The organism is Pseudomonas salmasensis, from assembly GCF_014268375.2.
Classification (GTDB): Bacteria; Pseudomonadota; Gammaproteobacteria; order Pseudomonadales; family Pseudomonadaceae; genus Aquipseudomonas; species Aquipseudomonas salmasensis.
In genome coordinates this window covers 228,542-249,071 of record NZ_CP077083.1, presented here as the reverse complement: position 1 = coordinate 249,071, position 20,530 = coordinate 228,542, and the positions used below count along the sequence as shown (strand labels likewise).

Genomic DNA, 20,530 nt, shown 5'->3' with positions numbered 1-20,530 from the left:
AAGATGATGGGGTGCCAGGTAGATAGGCGTCGGCTGTCAGGCCGTCATCGCAGGCAAGCCAGCTCCCACAGTTGATCCGCATCGCCTGCACGGACGCCCGCCTGCACTTAGTGATTACGACGCGGCACCTTCCATTCACGATGGGGGAATTTGTACAGATAGTTCAGGTTATCCATATCGAACCGGCCGTCCTCCTTACCGGGGCCACCGAAGAAGCTGATGCCGATATCCAGCTTGCGCAGCAATTTTGGCCGTGTGAGTAACTCCTTGGCCGCGTGGTGTGCCTCTGGCGAAAATGTCCTGTCGGTGGCTACCAGGCCGGCGGCTTCTTTCAACTCATTGAAGTTCACATAGCTGTCTGTCGCCCCTGCGGCGAACTCACGGAAGTGGTCGCGGATCAACCCTATTAGTTGCCGGTCAGTCACGCTTGCGTACGGGCGCGGGTCTGGGGCGCTGGCCTGGGTTTCCGTGCTTCGTGCCTGACGATGGCTAGCTTGGGCTGAGCGGCTGTCAGCATCAGCATCAGCATCCAGTTGCTCTGGTAGAACGGTGAAAGCGCTAGTGGAAGGTGGGTTTACTGAAAAAGACATGGTGGGCCTCTGATTCATTCAGGGGTTGATTGAGAAATCCACGTTGTGCGTGGTCACTACTCACCCTGTGGTTCCACTTCGTTCGTCACCGCCCGTTCGACATGCATTGTTAAAGGCCAGCAATCCATACCCCTTTAATTTGCGGGACGTTTCCTAGACAATCCTTTGGCCTTGCGCCTGCTCAACCCACTGGCTAGCCTTCGCTTCGTCGCTGCCTATCAGCGATCGGGTGTGAGATGCCGTTATTAGCAGGCGCAATGCGCTACAACCGTCAATGGCGGCTGTGTGCGGGCAGACTTCGGTCTGGCCGGGTCCTGTTTTCCGGTATCTCACCCCGCACATAGCTGCCACCTTTTGACGTGTGAGATCGGCAAAAGAATGGCTCCCAAACCAAGCAGGAGCTTTATCCATGAACAAACTCATACCCGACCCACCCTTCCCCATTTTCGTCGCCCACGAAGACCTGAGTTTCGAAGACGCCATCGCCAGCATCTCTTCGCTACTACGCTGCGCCGCCACTACCGCTACCGAAACCGCCGAGGGCCTCAAAGGCACCCAGCGCGACATGGCCTGTTCCACTGCTCACCTGATCGACATGGGCCGCACCCTCGCCGACCGAGCGCTGGATTGCCTGCAACCCAACCCCACTAACACCCCATAGCCCCTGTGTAGGAGCGAGCTTGCTCGCGAAAAACTCACAGGCGCCGCGTTTACCCAGGAAGCCCGCGTTATCGTTGACGTTTTTCGCGAGCAAGCTCGCTCCTACCAAAAACCATCAGGGCTAGCCCGTCCACAGTTGACCAGCATCGCCCGCTCGACATGCATTGTTAAAGGCCAGCAATCCATATCCCTTTAATTTGCAGGACGTTTCCTAGACAATCCTTTGGCCTTGCGCCTGCTCATTTCGCTGGCTAGCCTTCGCTTCGTCGCTGCATATCAGCGATCGGGTGTGGAAACCTGGGAATGAGTAGGCGTCATGATCGTATGCAAACGCTCAATGGCGGCTGTGCGCGGGCAGACTTCGGTCTGACTGGGTCCTACTCCCCGGTTTCCACCCCGCGTATGGCTGCCACCTAATTTGTCGTGTGGAAACGGCATAGGACGGCGCCCCAACTGAGTAGGAGCTATACCCATGAGCAAAATCGTCCCCGCCCCCCCCTTTCCCATTTTCGTCGCCCACGAAGACCTGAGTTTCGAAGACGCCATCGCCAGCATCTCCTCGCTACTGCGTTGCGCCGCCACCACCGCCACCGAAACCGCCGAAGGCCTCAAAGGCACCCAGCGAGACATGGCCTGTTCCACCGCTCACCTGATCGACATGGCCCGCACCCTCGCCGACCGTGCGCTGGATTGCCTGCAACCCAACCCCACTAACACCCCATAACCCCTGTGTAGGAGCGAGCTTGCTCGCGAAAAACTCACAGGCGCCGCGTTTATCCAGAAAGCCCGCGTTATCGTTGACGTTTTTCGCGAGCAAGCTCGCTCCTACAAATAACCATCGCGTCGGCCATGAGTCCGCGTGCACTTTTACAGGTAAACTCCCCTCCTTTTCATCTTCTCCACGGAGTTCGCCTTGCGTCTGTTTCATACCTCCGACTGGCACTTGGGCCAAAACCTCCACGGCCAGGAACGCGACTTCGAACACGCCTGTTTCCTTGAATGGCTGCTGGGCCAACTCAAGGCACAGCGCCCGGATGTGCTGTTGATCGCCGGCGATATCTTCGACACGGTCAACCCGCCGCTCAAGGCCCAGGAGCGCTTGTATGACTTCATCATCAGCGCCCACGAACAACAGCCGACACTGACCATTGTGATGATCGCCGGCAACCATGACTCCGGCTCGCGCATCGAACTGCCTGCACCCCTGATGCGGCGTCTGCGCACCCATGCCCTGGGCCGGGTGCTGTGGCTGGACGATGGCCAACTGGATGCCGACCGCCTGCTGATCCCGCTGCCCAATGCCAAAGGCAAGATCGCCGCCTGGTGCCTGGCGCTGCCCTTCCTGCGGCCGGCGGAAGTCACCGGTGCCCAGTTGGGCGATGATTACCTGCGCGGTATCGGCCAAGTGCATGAATGGCTGATCGCGGCCGCCAATGCCAAGCGCAACAAAGGCCAGGCGTTGATAGCCATCAGCCATGCGCACATGGCCGGTGGGTCGGTATCCGAAGACTCCGAACGCAGCTTGATCATCGGCAATGCCGAGGCGCTGCCTGCCACACTGTTCGACCGAAGCGTGGCGTATGTTGCCCTCGGCCATCTGCACAAGCCGCAAAAGGTCAATGGCGAGGAGCGCATTCGCTACAGCGGCTCGCCAATCCCCTTATCGTTCTCCGAAATCGGCTACAAGCACCAGATTCTCGACGTGACGTTCCAGGGCGAAAGGCTGGTGGGCTGCGAACCGATCCTGATTCCCCGCTCCGTCAATCTGCAGCGCCTGGAAGCCGCGCCCCTGGCCGATATCCTCAAGCAACTCGGTGAGTTGCCCGACATCGACCTGCTCGCTGAAACCCAGCGCCACCCTTGGCTGGAAGTGCGCGTGCGCCTCGACGAGCCGCAACCAGACCTGCGCCAACAGATCGAAACCGCGTTGCAAGGCAAGGCCGTGCGCCTGGTGCGTATCGCCGCCGAATACGCCGGCACGCGCGGCAGCGCAGAGGCAGACGATGCGCAACTGATCGAACTCGACCAGCTCACGCCCCAGGAGTTGTTCAGCCGCGCCTGGCAGGACAGCTACGGCAGTGAAGTGGATGAACAGACCTTGAAGGACTTCGCCGTGCTGCTCCAGGAAGTGCAACAGGAGGGCGAACAGCCATGAAGATCCTCGCCATCCGCTTGAAAAACCTCGCCTCCCTGGCGGGCCCGTTCGAAATCGACTTTACCGCCGAGCCCCTGGCCAGTGCGGGCCTGTTCGCCATCACCGGGCCGACTGGCGCGGGTAAAAGCACCCTGCTCGATGCGTTGTGCCTGGCGCTGTTTGGCGCGGTGCCGCGCCTGGGTGATACCGGCCAGGCCAAAATGCCGGATGCCGACACGGATATTTCCATCGGCGACCCGCGCACCCTGATTCGCCGCGGCACCGGTGGTGGCTATGCCGAGGTGGATTTTGTCGGTGTCAGTGGCCGTCGCTACCGCGCCCGCTGGGAAGCCAACCGCGCCCGCGACAAAGCCAGCGGCAAGTTGCAGAACAGCCGGCAAAGCCTGATCGACCTGGACAGCGACCAACTGCTGGCCAGCCAGAAAACCGAATACAAGACCCAGCTGGAATTGGCCCTGGGCCTGAACTTCGAACAGTTCACCCGTGCGGTGCTGCTGGCGCAAAGCGAGTTCAGCGCCTTCCTCAAGGCCAATGACAATGAGCGCAGCGAGCTGCTGGAAAAGCTCACCGACACCGCGCTCTACACCCAGCTGGGCCGCCGCGCGTTCGACAAGGCCAAAGAGGCCAAGGACGCCCACAAACAGCTACAGGACCAAGCCACCGGCGTGGTGCCCCTGGCCCCCGAAGCCCGCGCCGAGCTGGACCAACAGCTGGCCGAAGCTCAGCAACAGCTCAAGACCCAACAAGCCCAGCTCAAGCAGTTGGAGTTGCAACACACCTGGCTCAAGGAGCTGCGTGAATGGCAGGAGCGCCATCAGCATGCCGTGGAGCAACTGCAACGTGACGAAGCAACTTGGGCGAGCCAAGGCCAGCAACGCCAGGACCTGAGCCTGCTGGAGCAGTTGGCACCGCAACGCCATCACTTCCTGCGCCAGGCAGAACTCGCCACCTTGCTGACCCCCTTGGCGGCGCAGATTGCCCAGCACCTCGAGCAACAAACCGCCCTGCACACCCGCCAGGAACAGGCGCAACACCAGCAAGTGGCCGCCCAGGCAGCACTGGCCGAGGCCCTGAAAAACCAGGCCGACGCCGCCCCCCTGCTGCGCCAGGCCATCGAGGAGCAAAACACCCTCGCCCATGTGACCCGGGAACTGGCCAAGCGTAATGAGGAAAAACACCAGCACGAAAGCGCCTGCACCGAAGGCCAGGCCCTGCTCGACGGCTTGCAACACACACAGGCCCAAGGCAGCGAGCGCCTGCAACGCCTGGCCACCGAGCTTGAGCACAGCGCCGCCCTCGCGCCGCTGAGCGATGCCTGGAACGCCTACCGTGACCGTCTGCAACAGCTGGTGTTGATCGGCAATCGCCTCAACCAAGGCCAGGCCGAGCTGGGGCAGCTCGAACAGCGCGCCAGCGCCGCTGCCGAACAGTTCACCCAACAGCGCGAAGCCCTGGACCTGCTCTACCATGAGGCCGGCGCCGAACCGCATGCGGTGGCCGAACAAATCCAATTGCTCGCCAGCCTGCTGCAAGACAATCGCAAGCAACAGCGCGCCTTCGAAGACCTGGCCCGCTTGTGGGACAGCCAGCAACAGCTGGATCAACAGGCCGCTGCGCTCACGCAAAGGCTCGCCGAGGCCGCGCAAAAACGCGAACAACTGAACCAGACCGGCCTGCAGACCAAGGCCGAACTCACCGTTGCCGAACAAACCCTGGCGGTGACCAAGCAACTGCTTGAGCGCCAACGCCTGGCCCGCAGTGCCAGCGTCGAGGAATTACGCGAGCAGTTGCAGGATGACCAACCCTGCCCGGTGTGCGGCAGCCACGAGCACCCCTATCACCAGCCCGAGGCCCTGCTGCAAAGCCTGGGCCGCCATGATGAAAGTGAAGAGGCCGCGGCGCAGAAAGCCGTCGACAGCCTCAAGGAAAAACTCACCGAACTGCGCGGTGAAGTGGGCGGCCTTATCGCTCAGCAAAAAGAGTTCCTGCAACAGCAGGAACAGTTGGCCACGCAGCAGCAGGGTTTGGCACCCAGCCTGCAAGCCCACCCACTGTCTGCCTCGCTGTTCAATCAGGACGCCGCCAAGCGCAGCCCTTGGCTGGCCCAGCAACTGGCCCAATTGACCCAAAGCATCAGCCAGGACGAACAACGCCAGGGCGCCCTGCTCAACCTGCAACAGAACGCCGGGCGCTTGCAGCAACAATTGCAAGCGGCCCAGGACGCCAGCCAGCAAGCCCGGCAATTGCTGGTGGACCAGCAAAGGCAACTGGCCGGCGACCGCGAACGCCTGGAGGCGGAACTCAGCGCCTTCGCCAGCCTGTTGCCCGCCCAGACGCTGGAGGGTTTGCGCAGCGCGCCTGCGGCAACCTTCATGCAGCTCGACCAACAGGTCAGCCAGCGCCTTGAGCAATTGGGCCATCAACGCGATGAGCAGGCCGAGCAGCAGGAGCGCCAACAGGCCATCGAGAAACAACACACCCACCAACAGCATCGTCAGCAGCAACTCGACGCCTTGAGTCTGCAAGTCGCCGAGCTGGCCGACCAGCAACACGCCGTCCAGGAAAAACTCCGCGCCTTGCTAGGGGACCACCCCAGCGCCGAACACTGGCAACAGCAACTGGAGCAAGCCGTCACTCAGTCCCGCCAAAGCGAGACCGACGCCAACCAGGAACTGCACGCCGTGCACACGGCCCTGGTACAGCTGGCCGCCGACCTCAACGCCCAGCAGCAACGCCAGCAGGCATTGGAGGCGGAACAGCAAGCCCTCGCGACACGCATCAGCGAATGGCGCGCCCTGCACCCCGAACTGGATGATCAGGGCCTGGCACGCCTGTTGGCCTTCGATGAGGCCCAGGTCACGCAGTTGCGTCAGCACCTGCACAGCAGCGAAAAGGCCGTGGAGCAAGCCAAGGTTCTGCTGCACGAGCGCGAACAGCGCCTGGCCGAACACCAGGCCCTGCACAACGGCAACCTGGAGGCCGAGCAACTGGACGCCACCCTGGCCACGCTTAACCAGCAACTGCTCGAGGGTGAGAAACACTGCGCCGAACTGCGCGCACGCCAGTCCGAAGACCAGCGTCGCCAGAATGCCAACCAGGCCCTGGCCGAACAGATCGCCAAAGCTTACGAGCAGTGGCAGCGCTGGGCACGCCTGAATGCGCTGATCGGCTCGGCCACCGGCGATACCTTCCGCAAGATCGCCCAGGCCTACAACCTCGACTTGCTGGTGCACCACGCCAACGTGCAACTGCGCCAACTGGTGCGCCGCTACCGGCTTAAACGCGGCGGCAGCATGCTCGGGCTGTTGGTCATGGACACCGAGATGGGCGATGAACTGCGCTCGGTGCACTCGCTGTCCGGTGGCGAAACCTTCCTGGTGTCGTTGGCACTGGCGTTGGGGCTGGCCTCGATGGCGTCGAGCACCTTGAAGATCGAGTCGCTGTTTATCGACGAAGGCTTTGGCAGTCTCGACCCCGAATCGCTGCAATTGGCGATGGACGCCCTGGACGGCTTGCAAGCCCAGGGCCGCAAAGTGGCGGTGATCTCCCATGTACAGGAAATGCATGAACGCATCCCGGTGCAGATTCAGGTCCAGCGCCAGGGCAATGGCCTGAGCACGTTGGAGGTCAAGTGAGCGAAGCGCTGCTGTATTCGTTCCGGCGCTGCCCCTATGCAATGCGCGCGCGGCTGGCGCTGCGCTACTCCGGCATGGCGGTGCGCATTATCGAAGTCAGCCTGAAAGCCAAGCCGGCCGAGATGCTCAAGCTGTCGCCCAAGGGCACGGTGCCGGTGTTGAGCGTCGAAGGTCGAGTGATCGAGGAAAGCCTGGAGATCATGCAGTGGGCGCTGGCGCAGCACGATCCCGATGATTGGCTGCTGCAAGGTGACCCTGGGGTGCTAGCGTTGATTGCCGAGAATGATCAGGTGTTCAAGCACCATTTGAATCGATACAAGTACGCCGAACGCTACCCGGAGCAATCGATGGAGCATTATCGGGCCGAGGGTGAAGTGTTCTTACAGAAACTGGAAACGTTGCTGGCAGACCGTGAGTATCTGCTCGCCGATCACCTGAGCCTGGCAGATGCGGCGCTGATGCCGTTTGTGCGCCAGTTTGCCCATGTGGATCGGGAGTGGTTTGCAGGCACGCCGTATCGGCGTTTGCAGGGCTGGCTGCAACGGTTTCTGGATTCACCGTTGTTTACGGCGGTGATGGCAAAATCCTGAGGCCAAGTTATAGCATCCAACGGTAACCACGATGCGAAGCGAGCCGCTCTTGCTCTTGATCTGCTTTTGATCTTAGGCGCCCCGTCAAACCACGCTGGCCGGAATTCGACAGGGATTTGGGGGGTAAACCGGCAGGGATGCCGGTTTAGCCGCCCCGCGCCATGGATGGCGCGTGGCGGCGGCCCCCCAAATCACTGGCGGATTACGGGCACACCGAGCCTAGGCGAGGTGCCGAGTGGTGGGGCAAGAGCGTTTTGCTTACTTTTGCGCTTTTCAAAAGTGAGCCGCCGTCAGGGCGGAACCCTAAGTAGCCGTTACCGCAGCAATGGACATGTACTCGATATAACAGTGTCGCCCGCCAGGCCGCCTTCGCGAGCAAGCCCGCTCACACAGTTGGATCGTTGGGGCGCCAGGTAGATATGGGGCGGCTGTGAGGGCGTCATCGCAGGCAAGCCAGCTCCCACAGTTGGATCGTGGGGTTTCAGGTAGATAGGTGTCGGCTGGCAGGCCATCATCGCAGGCAAGCCAGCTCCCACAGTTGGATCGTGGGGTTTCAGGTAGATAGGTGTCGGCTGGCAGGCCATCATCGCAGGCAAGCCAGCTCCCACAGTTGACCTTGGCTCAATGGCGGCTCAGTGCTGGCTCTTGTGATCCAGCGCGGCGTAGAAATTGGCGCTCTGCTGCAGGTATTTCTGGGTATAGGCCGTGACATTGGATTTTTTGCCGGTGACTTCCACGCTGGCAGCGGCAGGCAGTGCCACGGTAGCGGAAACAGCAGAAGCAGCGATGATCGAGAAGAGATTGAAATTCATGGCGGTAACCCTTGTGTGCGTTTGGTTGGGTGGCCTGGGAAGGCCTTGGAACCCAACTTACGCCCGAGGGTTGAACCTTAGAAATGCTTTGAAACAGTAGCCGTTATCACTGCGATTAATACAAAGGCTCAGGCCCCGCATTGCGGGGCCTGTGGCTTATTGACGCACCAGGAACTTGAGGTCGCTGGGGGCATCGATCGGCAATTTCTGCACGGTTTTACCCAGCAGGCCAGTCTTGGGGTCGCGTTCAACCACCACGATTTCATTGCTTTTCTGGTTGGCGATCAGCAGGAACTTACCGCTCGGGTCGAGGCTGAACTCGCGCGGATGGTCGCCTTCGACAGAGCGGCGCTGGACTTCCTTGAGGTGCGCGGTGGCCGGGTCAATGCTGAACACCAGCATCTGATTGGCCGTGCCACGGTTGCTCACGTACAGGAATTTGCCGTCGTTTGACGCATGCAACGCCGCACCGGCCCTGTCGGACACCGGTTGGCCTGCGGCATAGTCCACCAACTGGGTTTGCTTAAGCTTGCCGTCGTTGTAATCGAACACGGCCACCTGGGCGCTCATCTCAGTGGTCAGCCAGGCGTGTTTGCCGTCCGCGCTGAACAGCAAGTGACGCGGGCCGCTGCCCGGTGGCAACTGCACCGACGCCGGGTTGGCTGCAGTGAGTGGCAGCTCGTGATTGGCCTTGGGGTCGTAGCGGTAGGCAAACACCTTGTCTGCGCCCAGGTCCTGCACGAATACATACTTGCCGTCCGGCGACGACACCACCGAATGCACATGGTTGGACGCCTGGCGCTCCGGGTTCACACGGCTGGCTGGGTGCCCGCTCAATTGCACCGGCGCCGACAACTTGCCACTGGCGTCCACCGGCAGGATCGCCAGGCTGCCACCCGGGTCTTCCACCACCGAGTAGTTGGCGACGAAGAGGTAACGCCCATCGGCGGCCACACTGGAATGGGTGGGCTCATTGCCCAGGCTCTGCACCTGGTTGATCAGAGTCAGCTGGTGGTTCTGCGGGTCGATGCTGTAGCTGCTGACACGCCCCACCGGGTCTTCCTGGCCCGGGCCGTTTTCATTGACCACGAACAGCTGCTTCTGGTCTTTGGAAATCGTCAGCCAGGAAGGGTTGGCGGTTTTCGCCGCCAGCACCGGCTTGCCGCTGAACTGCCCGGTGCGGCTGTCGAACTGCAGGCGGTAAATACCCTCGCTGCTACCGGCGGTGTAGCTGCCCACCAGCAGTTCATGCACATCGCTGGGTGCGGCCTGCACCGACATCGCACCGACACTGCCTGCCATCAGCAGGGGCCAGAATTTACGCATCATCATCCGCGTCGTCCTCATCGTTATTGTTGCCGGTGAAGGCGCTCATGCAGATCAAGCGGTGCTCGCCCGACTCACCGGTAAGGGTCCAGCTTTGCAATGTCTCGTCAAATGTAGCGGTGTCCACCTGCGCCGTGGTGAAGCTCCAGCGTTTTTCGGCCCGGCCATCCATGGCGCTAATCACTAGCTTTTGTTCAGTTAACTCGAAATCAAAGGCATGCAGGCCGTCGATTTCAAGCATGTCGCTGGTTTCAAGCTGAGGGCGCAAGGGGGTGGATTCGGCAGTCATAACATCAATCGTTCAGAGGAAAGACCCCATGATAGGTCAAATGGTTGCAGCGGCGTAAATCCTCGCGTGGCCTGCACCACGTTTACATGCAGCCATATATCCCGCGCCCTGCTCCACCCCGCGCCGAATCAGGCGTTGACGGCCAGCACGAGCCAATGGAAATGGCTGATTACCTTTTGCCGATTTCACTGAAAAACCCGGCTCGGTAGTTTCCGTTTTACCTGCCCGCATGACGCGAACAGGGTCACCTCTATGACGAGCACGACTGCAACGACAAGGAAGCTGCACGATGATCCAGGGAAACTACCCTCAACGTTTTTTTGACCCTAAGCTGCCCCTTTCACTGCCAACCCAGGCTGCCCACCAGGCAGTCGATACCCAGCATGAGCCCTTATCCAATACCGGACACGTCCAGCCGTTGAACCGGCCCCGGCGTGCATCCGCTGCGTTGCGCACCACAGGGACCAGCGCTTCTCCCCCGGCCACCAGCAGCTCGCCGCCGCTCACCGCAACGGCGGTCGCCCACCAGTTCGATAACCGCCCTACGCTGCGGTCAGTGGTGTCGGGCATGCTCGACGAGGCGATCAAAAGCCTGTATCCCAGCTCGGTATTCAATGCCGCCGAAACCGCGGTCGCCGAACCCATTTCAAGCAACCCACCCCAGTACCGCCTGACGCCCTTGCTGGATATCGCTCTAAAGCACCTGACCACCGACGGTGACCTCGACTTTACCGACAAACATGCGCTGCCCTGCACGCTGATCGACCCAGCCACTGGGCATACCCTGAAACCGTCGCCGGCGCCCGACGCCTTGATGCCTGGCATTGATATGCAAGCCATCGAACTGGCCATTCGCAGCCTGCGCGCCCCGCTCAAAAAAACCTTCGAACAGGCCCTGCTCAAGCACTTCATGGGCAGCGCCGATGCCCACTCTCAAGGCGACAACCCCTGGCGCTGGCTCAGCGACACGCTACGCGACACCCTGACCATCGCCGCCCTGAAACAGCCGGGGCTCAGCGCTCAACAGCGCGAGACCCTCGACCAGGTCCTGACCTACCCGGATCGTGCGCAGCGTCTAGCGGCCAAAGGCGACGCCGCGGCGCAGGTGTTTATCCTCGACTCTGCCGTGAGTCATGCCGGTGGCAATGCCTCGCAACTCACTCCAGACTTGCTGATCACGCGCCAGGTCGATGGCCGCACGCAGGTGCTGCACGCCACCGCCGCCGGCGTGGTGACGCCCTATGACTCCTTGCACGCGTTCGGCCAAGCCTGGGGCAAGAAGATGGGCGATGCCTTCGTCTTTGAGTCCCTGAGCTGGAAGCGCCAGGAGCCTGCCGGGAATATTTTCGATACCCAGGCGGCGGTTATCCTCAATGCCATGGTGGAGAACGTTGCGTCCATCAAGGTGCCCAGCACCGGCTCGCTTGAGGCGCTGGAGCAGGCTTTCGCCCAGGCCAGCGACCCGAGCCCCTGGTTCGCCGGGGCCTATGCACCCAACGCGCGCGAGCTTGAACGCTTGCATGAGCAGTTGCCCACCTGGTTCGGCCCGGCAAGCGCCGCAGAACGCGATACCTATCGACAGCACGCACTGGCCCTGGCCAGCAGTGTGCGCCGCAACAATGGTCGCACCTTCCTCGACGGCATCCCCGATATACGCACCTACGCCGAGCAACAGCTCGACCAGCATTTAGCCGGCAAGGGTTACACCGCCAAGGATGTGGAGGTGGTGTTCAAGGTGCCGGTGGGCGACATGGGCAGCAACTACCTGGAACGGGTGAAGATGAGCCTGGTGGACATGGCCCTGGAAAACCTTTCGGGCTTGCCCAAGGGTGAGATGGAAGTCCACGTGCATGGGCAACGGGCCAGCGATGCCAGCCTGCCAAAAATGCTTAAGGACTTGATCAACACCGTGGACATAGGCGGCCACTATCCCGAGCTGCTCAAGCGTGAACTGCTGGACGACAGCCCAGCGGCCCGTGATCGGCTGGCACGTTTCATCGAGCAGGTGCCCCTGCAGCTCGCGATGCAGGCCCTGGAACTCAAACTCAAGGGTGAGGCCGGCATCACCGCCCAGGGCCACGCGTTTATCGAAGCAGTCACCCAGCCCGGCGCGGGCGGCAAGGAGGTAAACGGCCAGGAAATTACCGTGCGGCCCCTGGCGTTTGTGCGCAAACCGGGAGCGACGCCGGATGTGGTCGCCAATATGTTCACCATCGAACCATTGGCCAGCGGTAGCGGCCCACACGTTTTGTATCGTCCCCAACTGAAGCCGGCACTGCTGGAGTTCGCCAGCCGCGACGCGCTGCTGGAGGCCATCCGCAAGCCCGGTGCGCTGCAAGAGAGCGTGCTGGCCTGGTTGCCAGACGACAAAGTACGGGCCGTGTATGGCAATGGCGGTTTTCACACGCCCAATATTGCCCGCTTTACCGTATTCAATGAGTTCGACCCGCCTGCCACGCCCAAGCCGACCACCCTGGCTGTCGACGGCTATGCCGCTGCCAGCACGCTACGTAAAGACCTGCTCAACGGCGACTTGGCTAAACACTGGTTCCACTCCAACGCCAACAGCCTGGTTACCCTCGCAGAAGGCCAATCTACTTCCGATGCGCAAAGCCGTTGGGCGTCCTACAAGGAGCTCGGCTGGCTGTTGTTCAATACCCTGCTGCCGCTGATGCGCGGGCCAGGCGCCATGGCCGGCTGGTTGCTGCAACTGGCCAATGCCGAAAACGATATCAAGCGCCTGTCCACCGCGAACGATCCCGACCCGGCCGGGGCAATGGTCGACCTGCTGGTGAACCTGGGCATGACCCTGACCCATGTCCCTGTTGCCGAACCTACGCCTGCGCGTACCTTTGAGCCGTTCAAGCCAGAGCCAGAGGCCAGCCACCCTGCGCCTCGCCCCCGCCAGAGCAATGACCCCGTGCGCCCTGCGCCCATCATTCAACAGGACCCGAGCGCGCCGGTCACCACCGGGTTGGGCGCAGGCACGGCCATCGATATCAGGCTGTCGAGCCCCCGCGGACTCACCCCCGAGCTGCGTGCACACATCGACTCATTCAAAGTGCCTGCACCGGCAGCTTCCGCAAATCCGATAGCCGAAGGCATCAGGAAGGGCCTGTATCAGGTGGATAACCGCTGGTACGCCAACATCGACAACCACTGGTTTCGCGTCGCGACCGACCTGGATGGCCCTTACGTAATCGACGAACACAATAAGGCACGTATAGCGCCTTCGATAGCACGCGATGCCCAGGGCAACTGGTATTTTGACCTGACGCCGAAGCTCAAGGGCGGAATGCCGAAAACCAAAGACGTGCAGCGTACGATCAAACAAAACCTGCAAGCCAGGGCCCGTACCGAAGCGGATTTTCAACGCGGCTGGCAGGCACGCAGCAAGACTTCAAAAGAACATGCCGCCCGCATGGAAAAAGTCCACACCACCCTTGACGACTACGAACAAGCCCGAAAAAAACTCAAGACGCTGCACAGCCTGGTAAGCGACAACACATCGGCAAGCCGGTTCGCCCCGGCCTACTCGAATCAACACAAGATCTGCGACGCACTGCGGGCCGAGCTGGATCTAGCACTTGAACAGCTCAAACCCCTGACGCAGTCATTGATAGCGGCCAGCGAGCACAACATCGACACCTTGGCGCCGAAAAAGATCGGCGGCATTGACGATTTATCCGAGTTCAAAAAGAACCGCTCGCTGGAATACCAGCACTCGCTGTACGCGCTGATCGAAATAGAGAATGTGTATGTGCGCTTGGCCAGAGACATGGTCAAACATGGCGTGGATGGCGCGTCAATGGCCGAACTGACCGACCAATCCAATAACGGCTCCGAGCAGGCCTATGACGAGTTCGTGAAAGTATGCGAAATGGGCTACCGAGGTACCGAGATATTGTTGCCACTGCGACAGACCATCAACTCCGTATTCGAGCGCTGGAAGAACGACTCGCCCTTTGGCAACAAGGCCGCCGACGACTACCTCAAGCAACGGTATACGCAGTCCCTGGAGTCTCGCAGGCTGACAACACAACTCAACAGGTTGTCGTTTCTCAAACAACTGACCACTACCTGGGCAGCGCGCAGTCCCGAGGACCTCGCGTATTTCCAAATGAAACGCTTGCTGACCGAGGGACTGAAGACCGAGATACTCGCCTTCGAGGACCTGCGCCAATACAAAGGCTACACACTGGAAGAACGCCATGCCACGCTGACTACTATTATCGACAAATTCAAGCAGGTACTCAGTGACAGTCAATTGATGCAGGAGCAGTACCCCGAGCTGTTTCGGCTCGAGTATCACCAGCGCTTTACCGAGTTGCTCAATGAGTTCATCAGCGAGGCCGAGACCGAACTGGTCCAGGTGGTCAAGGAACAGCAGTTTCTGCTTCCTGCCGCGCCCGCGCGCAACAGCCAAAGGGCGAAACCGCAGAATCAACGCGTATTCAGGACTGAACACCAGGAAACATTTATCGGCACGTTGCGCCCTTCGGAGCCGGGCCGAACCGTCGACATCATTGACGTGGTCGACCCAGGGAGCGGGCAACCCATTGCCAGCTACAGCGAACACCCGGGGGAACGGGGCTGGGTTAAGATCGTCCAGGGGCAGCCCACGGCACCACGCCCAGCCTCACCGCCCAAGTCCTGGTCCACGTATAAAAGTGAGGCGCAAAACCTCATCGACGGCGTGCCGAAGATAGAAAAAACTATCCTCTTTCAGAAAAAGAAACTCGATGATCCGGTGCGACGAGACACCGTCAGCCCCCGCGACTGGAACGACATGCTCGAAGCCCAGGCCAACCTGCTTTTCGAGAAGGCGCAACAGGCGCAAGCCGCTCACGGTGACAAACCGGAAACCGCCGAATGGGTGGCGCGCTGGCGAGCAGCGGCCGAGGGAATGCTGCAAAAGGCCCGTCAGCATACCGCCGATGGCTATCTGGTACAGACGCCCACGGCGGAAAACGTCGATTACCTGTGGCGCCACGGTTTTGTCGATATCAACCTGGTACGGCGCGACATCCCGACTAAAAGTGGCGATGTCTTCACCGAATACGTGGTCCGCAAGAAAAACAAGATCGATGCGCTGTGGTATGCCCACTTCCACTATCGGCAAAAGGGCTGGGCGCGCGACGACTACACGGCGGCGCATCTGAAGACGCCGGCCCAACGCACCAAGACCCAAAAGGACCTGATTGCCGAAGCCGGAAATAACGGAGTCGTGGAGAAAATTATCAAGGCCGACATCACCAGGCCACTGGCTGAAAAACTGTTCTTGAAATTGTGAAACCCTGAGGTCCAACAAAAAGCCGCACAGTGGGCTAATGCCGTTCAGTTAAGGCTTTTTGTAGGAGCGAGCTTGCTCGCGAAAAACTCACAGGCGCCGCGTCCAATCAAGACACACGCGTCATCGTTGACGTTTTTCGCGAGCAAGCTCGCTCCTACAGAGGGCTATATACGCACTGTGCGGCTTTTTTACCCCGTTTTAATGCGCGAACAATGAATTGCCCTTCTGCCCCGCCAGTTTCTCGGGCTTGATCAGGAACCGCGCCAGCGCTGGCAACAGCCACAGCGCGCCGAACATGTTCCACAGCAGCATGAAGGTCAGCATCAGGCCCATGTCGGCCTGGAACTTGATGGCCGAGAAGATCCAGGTGCACACGCCGATGGCCAGGCACAGGCCGGTGAACAGCACGGCTTTACCGGTGGATTTCAATGTCTGGTAATACGCCTCTTGCAACGGCAAGCCAGCGCGCAGGAAGCTTTCCAGGCGGCTGTAGATGTAGATGCCGTAGTCCACGCCAATCCCCACGCCCAGAGCCACCACCGGCAAGGTTGCGACCTTGACGCCAATGCCCATGAACGCCATCAGCGCGTTACCCAGTACCGAGGTCAGCACCAGCGGCAGCACGATGCACAGGGTCGCCGCCCAGGAACGGAAGGTGATCATGCACATGGTCGCCACACACAAGTACACCAGAATCAGGATGATCAGCTCCGACTCCTTGATCACCTCGTTGGTGGCCGCTTCGATCCCGGCATTACCGGCGGCGAGGATGAATTCCAGGCCGTCCTTGTTGTTTTCCTTGGCGAAGTCCTGCACCGCATGCACGGCGCGGTCGAGGGTTTCGGCCTTGTGGTCGTTGAGGAACACCAGCACCGGCGCCAGGGAGCAATTGTTGTTGTACAGGCCATCGGCACGGGCGATGGAGTTGTTCAGCACATCCGGGTTGCGCGACAGGGTTTCCCATTTCAGGTTGCCCTCGTTCATGCCCTTGATCATTTGCTTGGACACGGTCACCAACGAGATCGCCGACTGCACGCCCTCGGTGTTCTGCATCTTCCACATCAACTGGTCGATGGGCGCCATGGCTTCATAGCGCGAGCAGCCTTCGGCCTTGGTCTTGACCATCACCACCAGCACGTCGGAACTGGTGGAGTAATTGCTGATGATGAAGTTGTTGTCCTTGTTGTAGCGCGAATCCGGGCGCAGTTCCGGTGCGCCTTGGTCCAGGTCGCCGATCTTCAGGTTCTGGCTGTACCAGAGGCCGCCACCAAAGGCGATCAAGGCCAGGAACACCGAAACCGGGGCGACTTTCGGGCTGGCGAATTTGGACAGCAGGCGCCAGAAGCTATGTTCGCGGTTCGCGTCTTTCTTGCTCTTGGCGATGGCGCGCTTGCTGATGCCCACGTAGGAAATCGCGACCGGCAGCAGGATCAGGTTCGTGAACACGATCACCGCCACGCCGATAGACGCGCCGATGGCCAGTTCGCGGATAACACCAATATCAATGATCAGCAGCGTAATGAAACCTACCGCATCCGCCAGAATCGCGATCATCCCCGGCAGGAACAGTTGCCGGAAGGTGCGCCGCGCGGCGGTCAGCGCGTTGTCTGCCTCGCTGGATTGCAGGGCAATGCCGTTGATCTTCTGCACGCCATGGGAAATGCCGATGGCGAAGATCAGGAACGGCACCAGCATCGAGTACGGGTCCAGTCCGAAACCGAAGAAGTGCATCAACCCGAGTTGCCAGACCACCGCCACCAATGTCGTGCTCAACACCGCAATGGTGCTGCGCAGGCAGTTGGTGAACCACAGCAGCAGAATCAGGGTGATGACGAACGCAACGCCGAAGAACAGCACCACCATCACCAGACCATCGATCAGGTCGCCAACCTTTTTGGCAAAGCCGACAATATGAATCTTGACGTTGGGGTTCTGGGTTTCGAACTTGTCGCGGATCTTGTCTTCGAGTTCATGGGAGAACTTGCGGTAGTCCAGGGCCAGCAGCTTGCCCTGGTCCTGCGGGTCCGGGTAGGACTCCAACAGCGGGATATCAACGATGCTCGACTTGAAGTCATTGGCCACCAGCCGCCCGACCTGGCCGGACTTGAGCACGTTATTGCGCAACTGGTCGAGGCTTTGCGGCGAGCCGTTGTAGCTCTGCGGGATGACCTCCCCGCCGGCAAAACCTTCTTCGGTCACTTCGGTCCAGCGCACGCTGGGGCTCCACAGCGACTTGAGGCCCGAGCGGTCCACACCGGAGATGTAGAACACCTCGTCGTGGATCTGGCGCAGGGTCTCCATGTATTCCTGGGTGAAGATGTCCCCGTCCTTGGCTTCCACCGAAATCCGCACGGTGTTGCCCAGGTTGGCCAGGTCGTTGCGGTGCTCCATCATCTTTTCGATGAAGGGGTGCTTGAGGGGGATCATCTTTTCAAAGCTGGTGGACGGGCGAATCAAGGTCGCCTGCCAGAACAGGAAGAGGCTCACCAGCAGGCAGATGACGATCACCGCCGGGCGATTATTGAAGATCAGACGCTCAAGAAAGGTCGCTTTATCGTTGTGATGACTGCTCATTGAATCCCCGCCTTCTTATTATTTTGAGAGCTCTGCGCCGGCCGAAGTGGCAATTCGCACGCCACCCTGCCCCGCGAGGATCAAATTGCCATTGCCTGCCGCCGTGACCGCCGAGAGTGAAATACGGTCCGGGCGATTGAACACACTGAAGGTCTGGCCGTCGTCATGGCTGACCACCACGCTGCCGCCGTTGCCGACCACAACGATGGAGCCGTCCTCCAGCAAGGTCGCACCCGACAGGCCAAACTCCAGCGCACCGCGCGCCGCGTTCAATTGGACCTGCTCCCAGGTGCTGCCGAAATCGCTGGAGCGGTAGAGGTTGCCGCGCAACCCATACGCCAGCAGGGTTTGCGGCTGCGCAGTGCTGATCACGCCAAACAGCGAACCCTCGTAGGGGCCTTCGAGTTTTTCCCAGGTCTGGCCGTCGTCACTGGAGCGAAACATGCTGCCTTGCTCACCGACGATAAACAGGCCGGCGTCCTTGACCTGGGCGATGGCGTTGAGGTGGTACTGGTCTTCGTTGTCGAGGCGCTCGCTGACATCGTTCCAGGTTTTGCCGGCGTCGGTGGTCTCGATCAACGCACCGTAGGCGCCCACGGCCAGGCCGTGGTTGGCGTCGTTGAACCACACATCGAGCAACGGCGCTTCGCGTTTGAGGTCTTGATATTGCTGGGTCCACGTGGCGCCGCCATCGGTACTGGCAAGAATCTGCGCATCGTGGCCGACGGCCCAACCGTGCTGATCATTAACGAAAAACACCGCCGTGAGCAGTTGCCGGGTGGGTACTTTGGCTTGGGCCCAGGTGTTGCCCTGATCATCGGAATACAGGATATGCCCCCGATCACCGACCGCCACCAGGCGCTTGCCCGCGTGAACCACGTCGATCATCAAGCCTTTGGCGGCCTTGGGGGATTCAATTGCAAAGACTGCGGCGGCGGAGGTATCGCTGGCGGCCAGAACCGGCAGCGACAATACGCTGCCAGCAAGCAGCGAGAGCGCTGTGGCCAGCAACGCAACCCTGCGTGCGGCGCGTGGGCGGCAAACAACCCAACCCATGACAGGCTCACTCATAGACCTTTCTCCCATTTATTATTGTTAGGTCGTCTTCTCTGCCAGGACCTTGAAACCTGCACTCTAGAGCGCCTGGAGGAAGCAGGAGCCATCCTATCGGGCTTTGGAATCGTCTGACAATCGGCGCTACGTTATCTTTTGTTAACTGCCGGCGTTTGGCCATGTGCTGAATATAGCTGTATCAGCCGAAATGATGGCCCGACGTGATCGTGCACATCGCGTGAGCGGCGATCAGAGCAAAATGAATTTTTATTCCACCTATTGAACTTAGTGAATTTTTATTCCATTAATAGCCTTCCTGAAAACAATAATCCAAAGGACCACGACGATGCGTGAACTCGGAATCGGCTTGATCGGCACAGGCTTCATGGGCCGCGCCCACGCGCTGGCGTTCAATAACGCCCGGGCGGTATTTGAACTGCCGGTGCACCTCAAGCTGGCCGCCCTGGCCGATGCCGACACCGAGCGCGCCCAGCGTTGCGCCAACGCCTGGGGGTTTGCCCAGGCTCATGGCGACTGGCAAGCGCTGATCAACGATCCCACAGTCGACGTCGTGGCCATTACCACCCCCAACCACCTGCACTACCCCATGGCCATGGCCGCGATTGCGGCAGGCAAAGCCGTGTACTGCGAAAAACCCTTGGCCGTCAGCCTCGAACAAGCCGATGCCATGCGCCGCGCCGCCCATACCGCTGGGGTGGTGACACGGGTCGGCTACAACTACCAACACAACCCGATGATCGTGCTGGCGCGGCAGATGATTGCCCAGGGTGAATTGGGCCAGATCATCAGTTTCCAAGGTGAATTCAGCGAAGACTTCATGGCCGACCCGGCGTCCCCTTGGTCGTGGCGCTGCGAAGTGGAGCACGCTGGCGGAGCCCTGGCCGACCTGGGCAGCCATTTGCTGTCGATGGCCCGCTATCTGGTGGGCGATGTGACCCATGTATGCGCCGATACCCAGACCGTGCACAACCAGCGCCCCGCCACCGCCGGCAGCCCGAGTTCAAAAGCCATTGCCGTGGATGACCAGGTGCATGCGCTGTTGCGTTTCGCCAACGGCGCCCGTGGCACAGTGAGCAGCAGTTGGCTAAAGCACGGCTACAAGAACCACCTGAGTTTCGAGATCAGCGGTACCCAAGGCACGCTGGCGTTTGACCAGGAACGCTTGAATGAACTGCGCCTGTACCGCATCGGCCAGGACGGCTTCCAGCGCCTGCTGGCTGGCCCCGCCCTGCCCGGCTATGCGGCGTTCAGCCCGGCGGCGGGGCATCAGCTGGGTTACAACGAATTGAAGACGTTGGAGGTGCACGAGTTGATCATGGCGCTGGCCGGCCAAGGGGCGCAGGGCACGGACTTTGAGGCGGCGTGGGAGGTGGAGCGGTTGGCGACGGCGATTCGAGTGGCCGCCCGTGAGGAACGCTGGGTGAACGTGGGCACGGTTTAAAATGTGGGAGCGGGCTTGCTCGCGAATACGCTGTGTCAGTCGGCACCTTCAGTGCCTGAACCGCCGCATTCGCGAGCAAGCCCGCTCCCAC

At 60.6% G+C, this 20,530-nt stretch carries 13 protein-coding genes; 7 read left to right on the top strand and 6 right to left on the bottom strand.

Annotation, left to right across the window (positions count from 1 at the left end):
* Positions 1-107 precede the first annotated feature (107 nt).
* Positions 108-590, bottom strand: coding sequence for a hypothetical protein (locus HU731_RS00975; RefSeq protein ID WP_186606649.1), 483 nt, complete (start codon positions 588-590; stop codon positions 108-110).
* A gap of 409 nt (positions 591-999) precedes the next feature.
* Here HU731_RS00975 and HU731_RS00970 point away from each other — a divergent pair, with 409 nt between their 5' ends.
* The 5 genes from HU731_RS00970 (at position 1,000) to HU731_RS00950 (ending at position 7,630) form a co-directional block, all read left to right on the top strand.
* Positions 1,000-1,251 carry a DUF6124 family protein gene (locus tag HU731_RS00970; protein WP_186606648.1) on the top strand — a complete coding sequence of 84 codons (252 nt, stop codon included), beginning with the start codon at positions 1,000-1,002 and terminating at the stop codon, positions 1,249-1,251.
* Between the two features lie 471 nt (positions 1,252-1,722).
* On the top strand, positions 1,723-1,974 hold the full coding sequence (locus HU731_RS00965; RefSeq protein WP_186606647.1) for a DUF6124 family protein: 252 nt from the start codon (positions 1,723-1,725) through the stop codon (positions 1,972-1,974).
* Between the two features lie 189 nt (positions 1,975-2,163).
* Complete coding sequence (locus HU731_RS00960) at positions 2,164-3,405, top strand: exonuclease SbcCD subunit D C-terminal domain-containing protein (RefSeq protein ID WP_034135427.1); 1,242 nt, start codon at positions 2,164-2,166, stop codon at positions 3,403-3,405.
* Positions 3,402-7,040 (top strand): AAA family ATPase, encoded by a 3,639-nt coding sequence (locus tag HU731_RS00955; RefSeq protein WP_186606646.1) that lies wholly within the window; start codon positions 3,402-3,404, stop codon positions 7,038-7,040. The genes HU731_RS00960 and HU731_RS00955 overlap by 4 nt, the downstream gene beginning before the upstream one ends.
* Positions 7,037-7,630: a glutathione S-transferase gene (locus HU731_RS00950; protein ID WP_186606645.1), complete on the top strand. Its 594-nt coding sequence runs from the start codon at positions 7,037-7,039 to the stop codon at positions 7,628-7,630. The genes HU731_RS00955 and HU731_RS00950 overlap by 4 nt, the downstream gene beginning before the upstream one ends.
* 632 nt (positions 7,631-8,262) lie before the next feature.
* Here the strand turns inward: HU731_RS00950 and HU731_RS00945 are convergent.
* From HU731_RS00945 to HU731_RS00935, 3 genes are all read right to left on the bottom strand, one after another.
* Positions 8,263-8,442, bottom strand: a complete 180-nt coding sequence (locus HU731_RS00945; RefSeq protein WP_056784568.1) for a hypothetical protein — start codon at positions 8,440-8,442, stop codon at positions 8,263-8,265.
* Between the two features lie 156 nt (positions 8,443-8,598).
* Complete coding sequence (locus HU731_RS00940; RefSeq protein ID WP_186606644.1) at positions 8,599-9,774, bottom strand: lactonase family protein; 1,176 nt, start codon at positions 9,772-9,774, stop codon at positions 8,599-8,601.
* The gene (locus HU731_RS00935; protein ID WP_186606643.1) at positions 9,761-10,057 is read right to left on the bottom strand and encodes a DUF5629 family protein; all 297 of its coding nucleotides are present in this window, start codon (positions 10,055-10,057) and stop codon (positions 9,761-9,763) included. The genes HU731_RS00940 and HU731_RS00935 overlap by 14 nt, the downstream gene beginning before the upstream one ends.
* A 289-nt stretch (positions 10,058-10,346) precedes the next feature.
* Here HU731_RS00935 and HU731_RS00930 point away from each other — a divergent pair, with 289 nt between their 5' ends.
* On the top strand, positions 10,347-15,350 hold the full coding sequence (locus tag HU731_RS00930; protein WP_186606642.1) for a dermonecrotic toxin domain-containing protein: 5,004 nt from the start codon (positions 10,347-10,349) through the stop codon (positions 15,348-15,350).
* Positions 15,351-15,548: 198 nt separating this feature from the next.
* Here the strand turns inward: HU731_RS00930 and HU731_RS00925 are convergent, their stop codons facing one another.
* The gene (locus tag HU731_RS00925; RefSeq protein WP_186606641.1) at positions 15,549-17,924 is read right to left on the bottom strand and encodes an efflux RND transporter permease subunit; all 2,376 of its coding nucleotides are present in this window, start codon (positions 17,922-17,924) and stop codon (positions 15,549-15,551) included.
* 18 nt (positions 17,925-17,942) lie between these two features.
* Positions 17,943-18,980 carry a WD40/YVTN/BNR-like repeat-containing protein gene (locus HU731_RS00920; protein ID WP_186606712.1) on the bottom strand — a complete coding sequence of 346 codons (1,038 nt, stop codon included), beginning with the start codon at positions 18,978-18,980 and terminating at the stop codon, positions 17,943-17,945.
* A gap of 343 nt (positions 18,981-19,323) precedes the next feature.
* Between HU731_RS00920 and HU731_RS00915 the strand changes: the two genes are divergently transcribed.
* Positions 19,324-20,439: a Gfo/Idh/MocA family protein gene (locus HU731_RS00915; RefSeq protein WP_186606640.1), complete on the top strand. Its 1,116-nt coding sequence runs from the start codon at positions 19,324-19,326 to the stop codon at positions 20,437-20,439.
* Positions 20,440-20,530 lie beyond the last annotated feature (91 nt).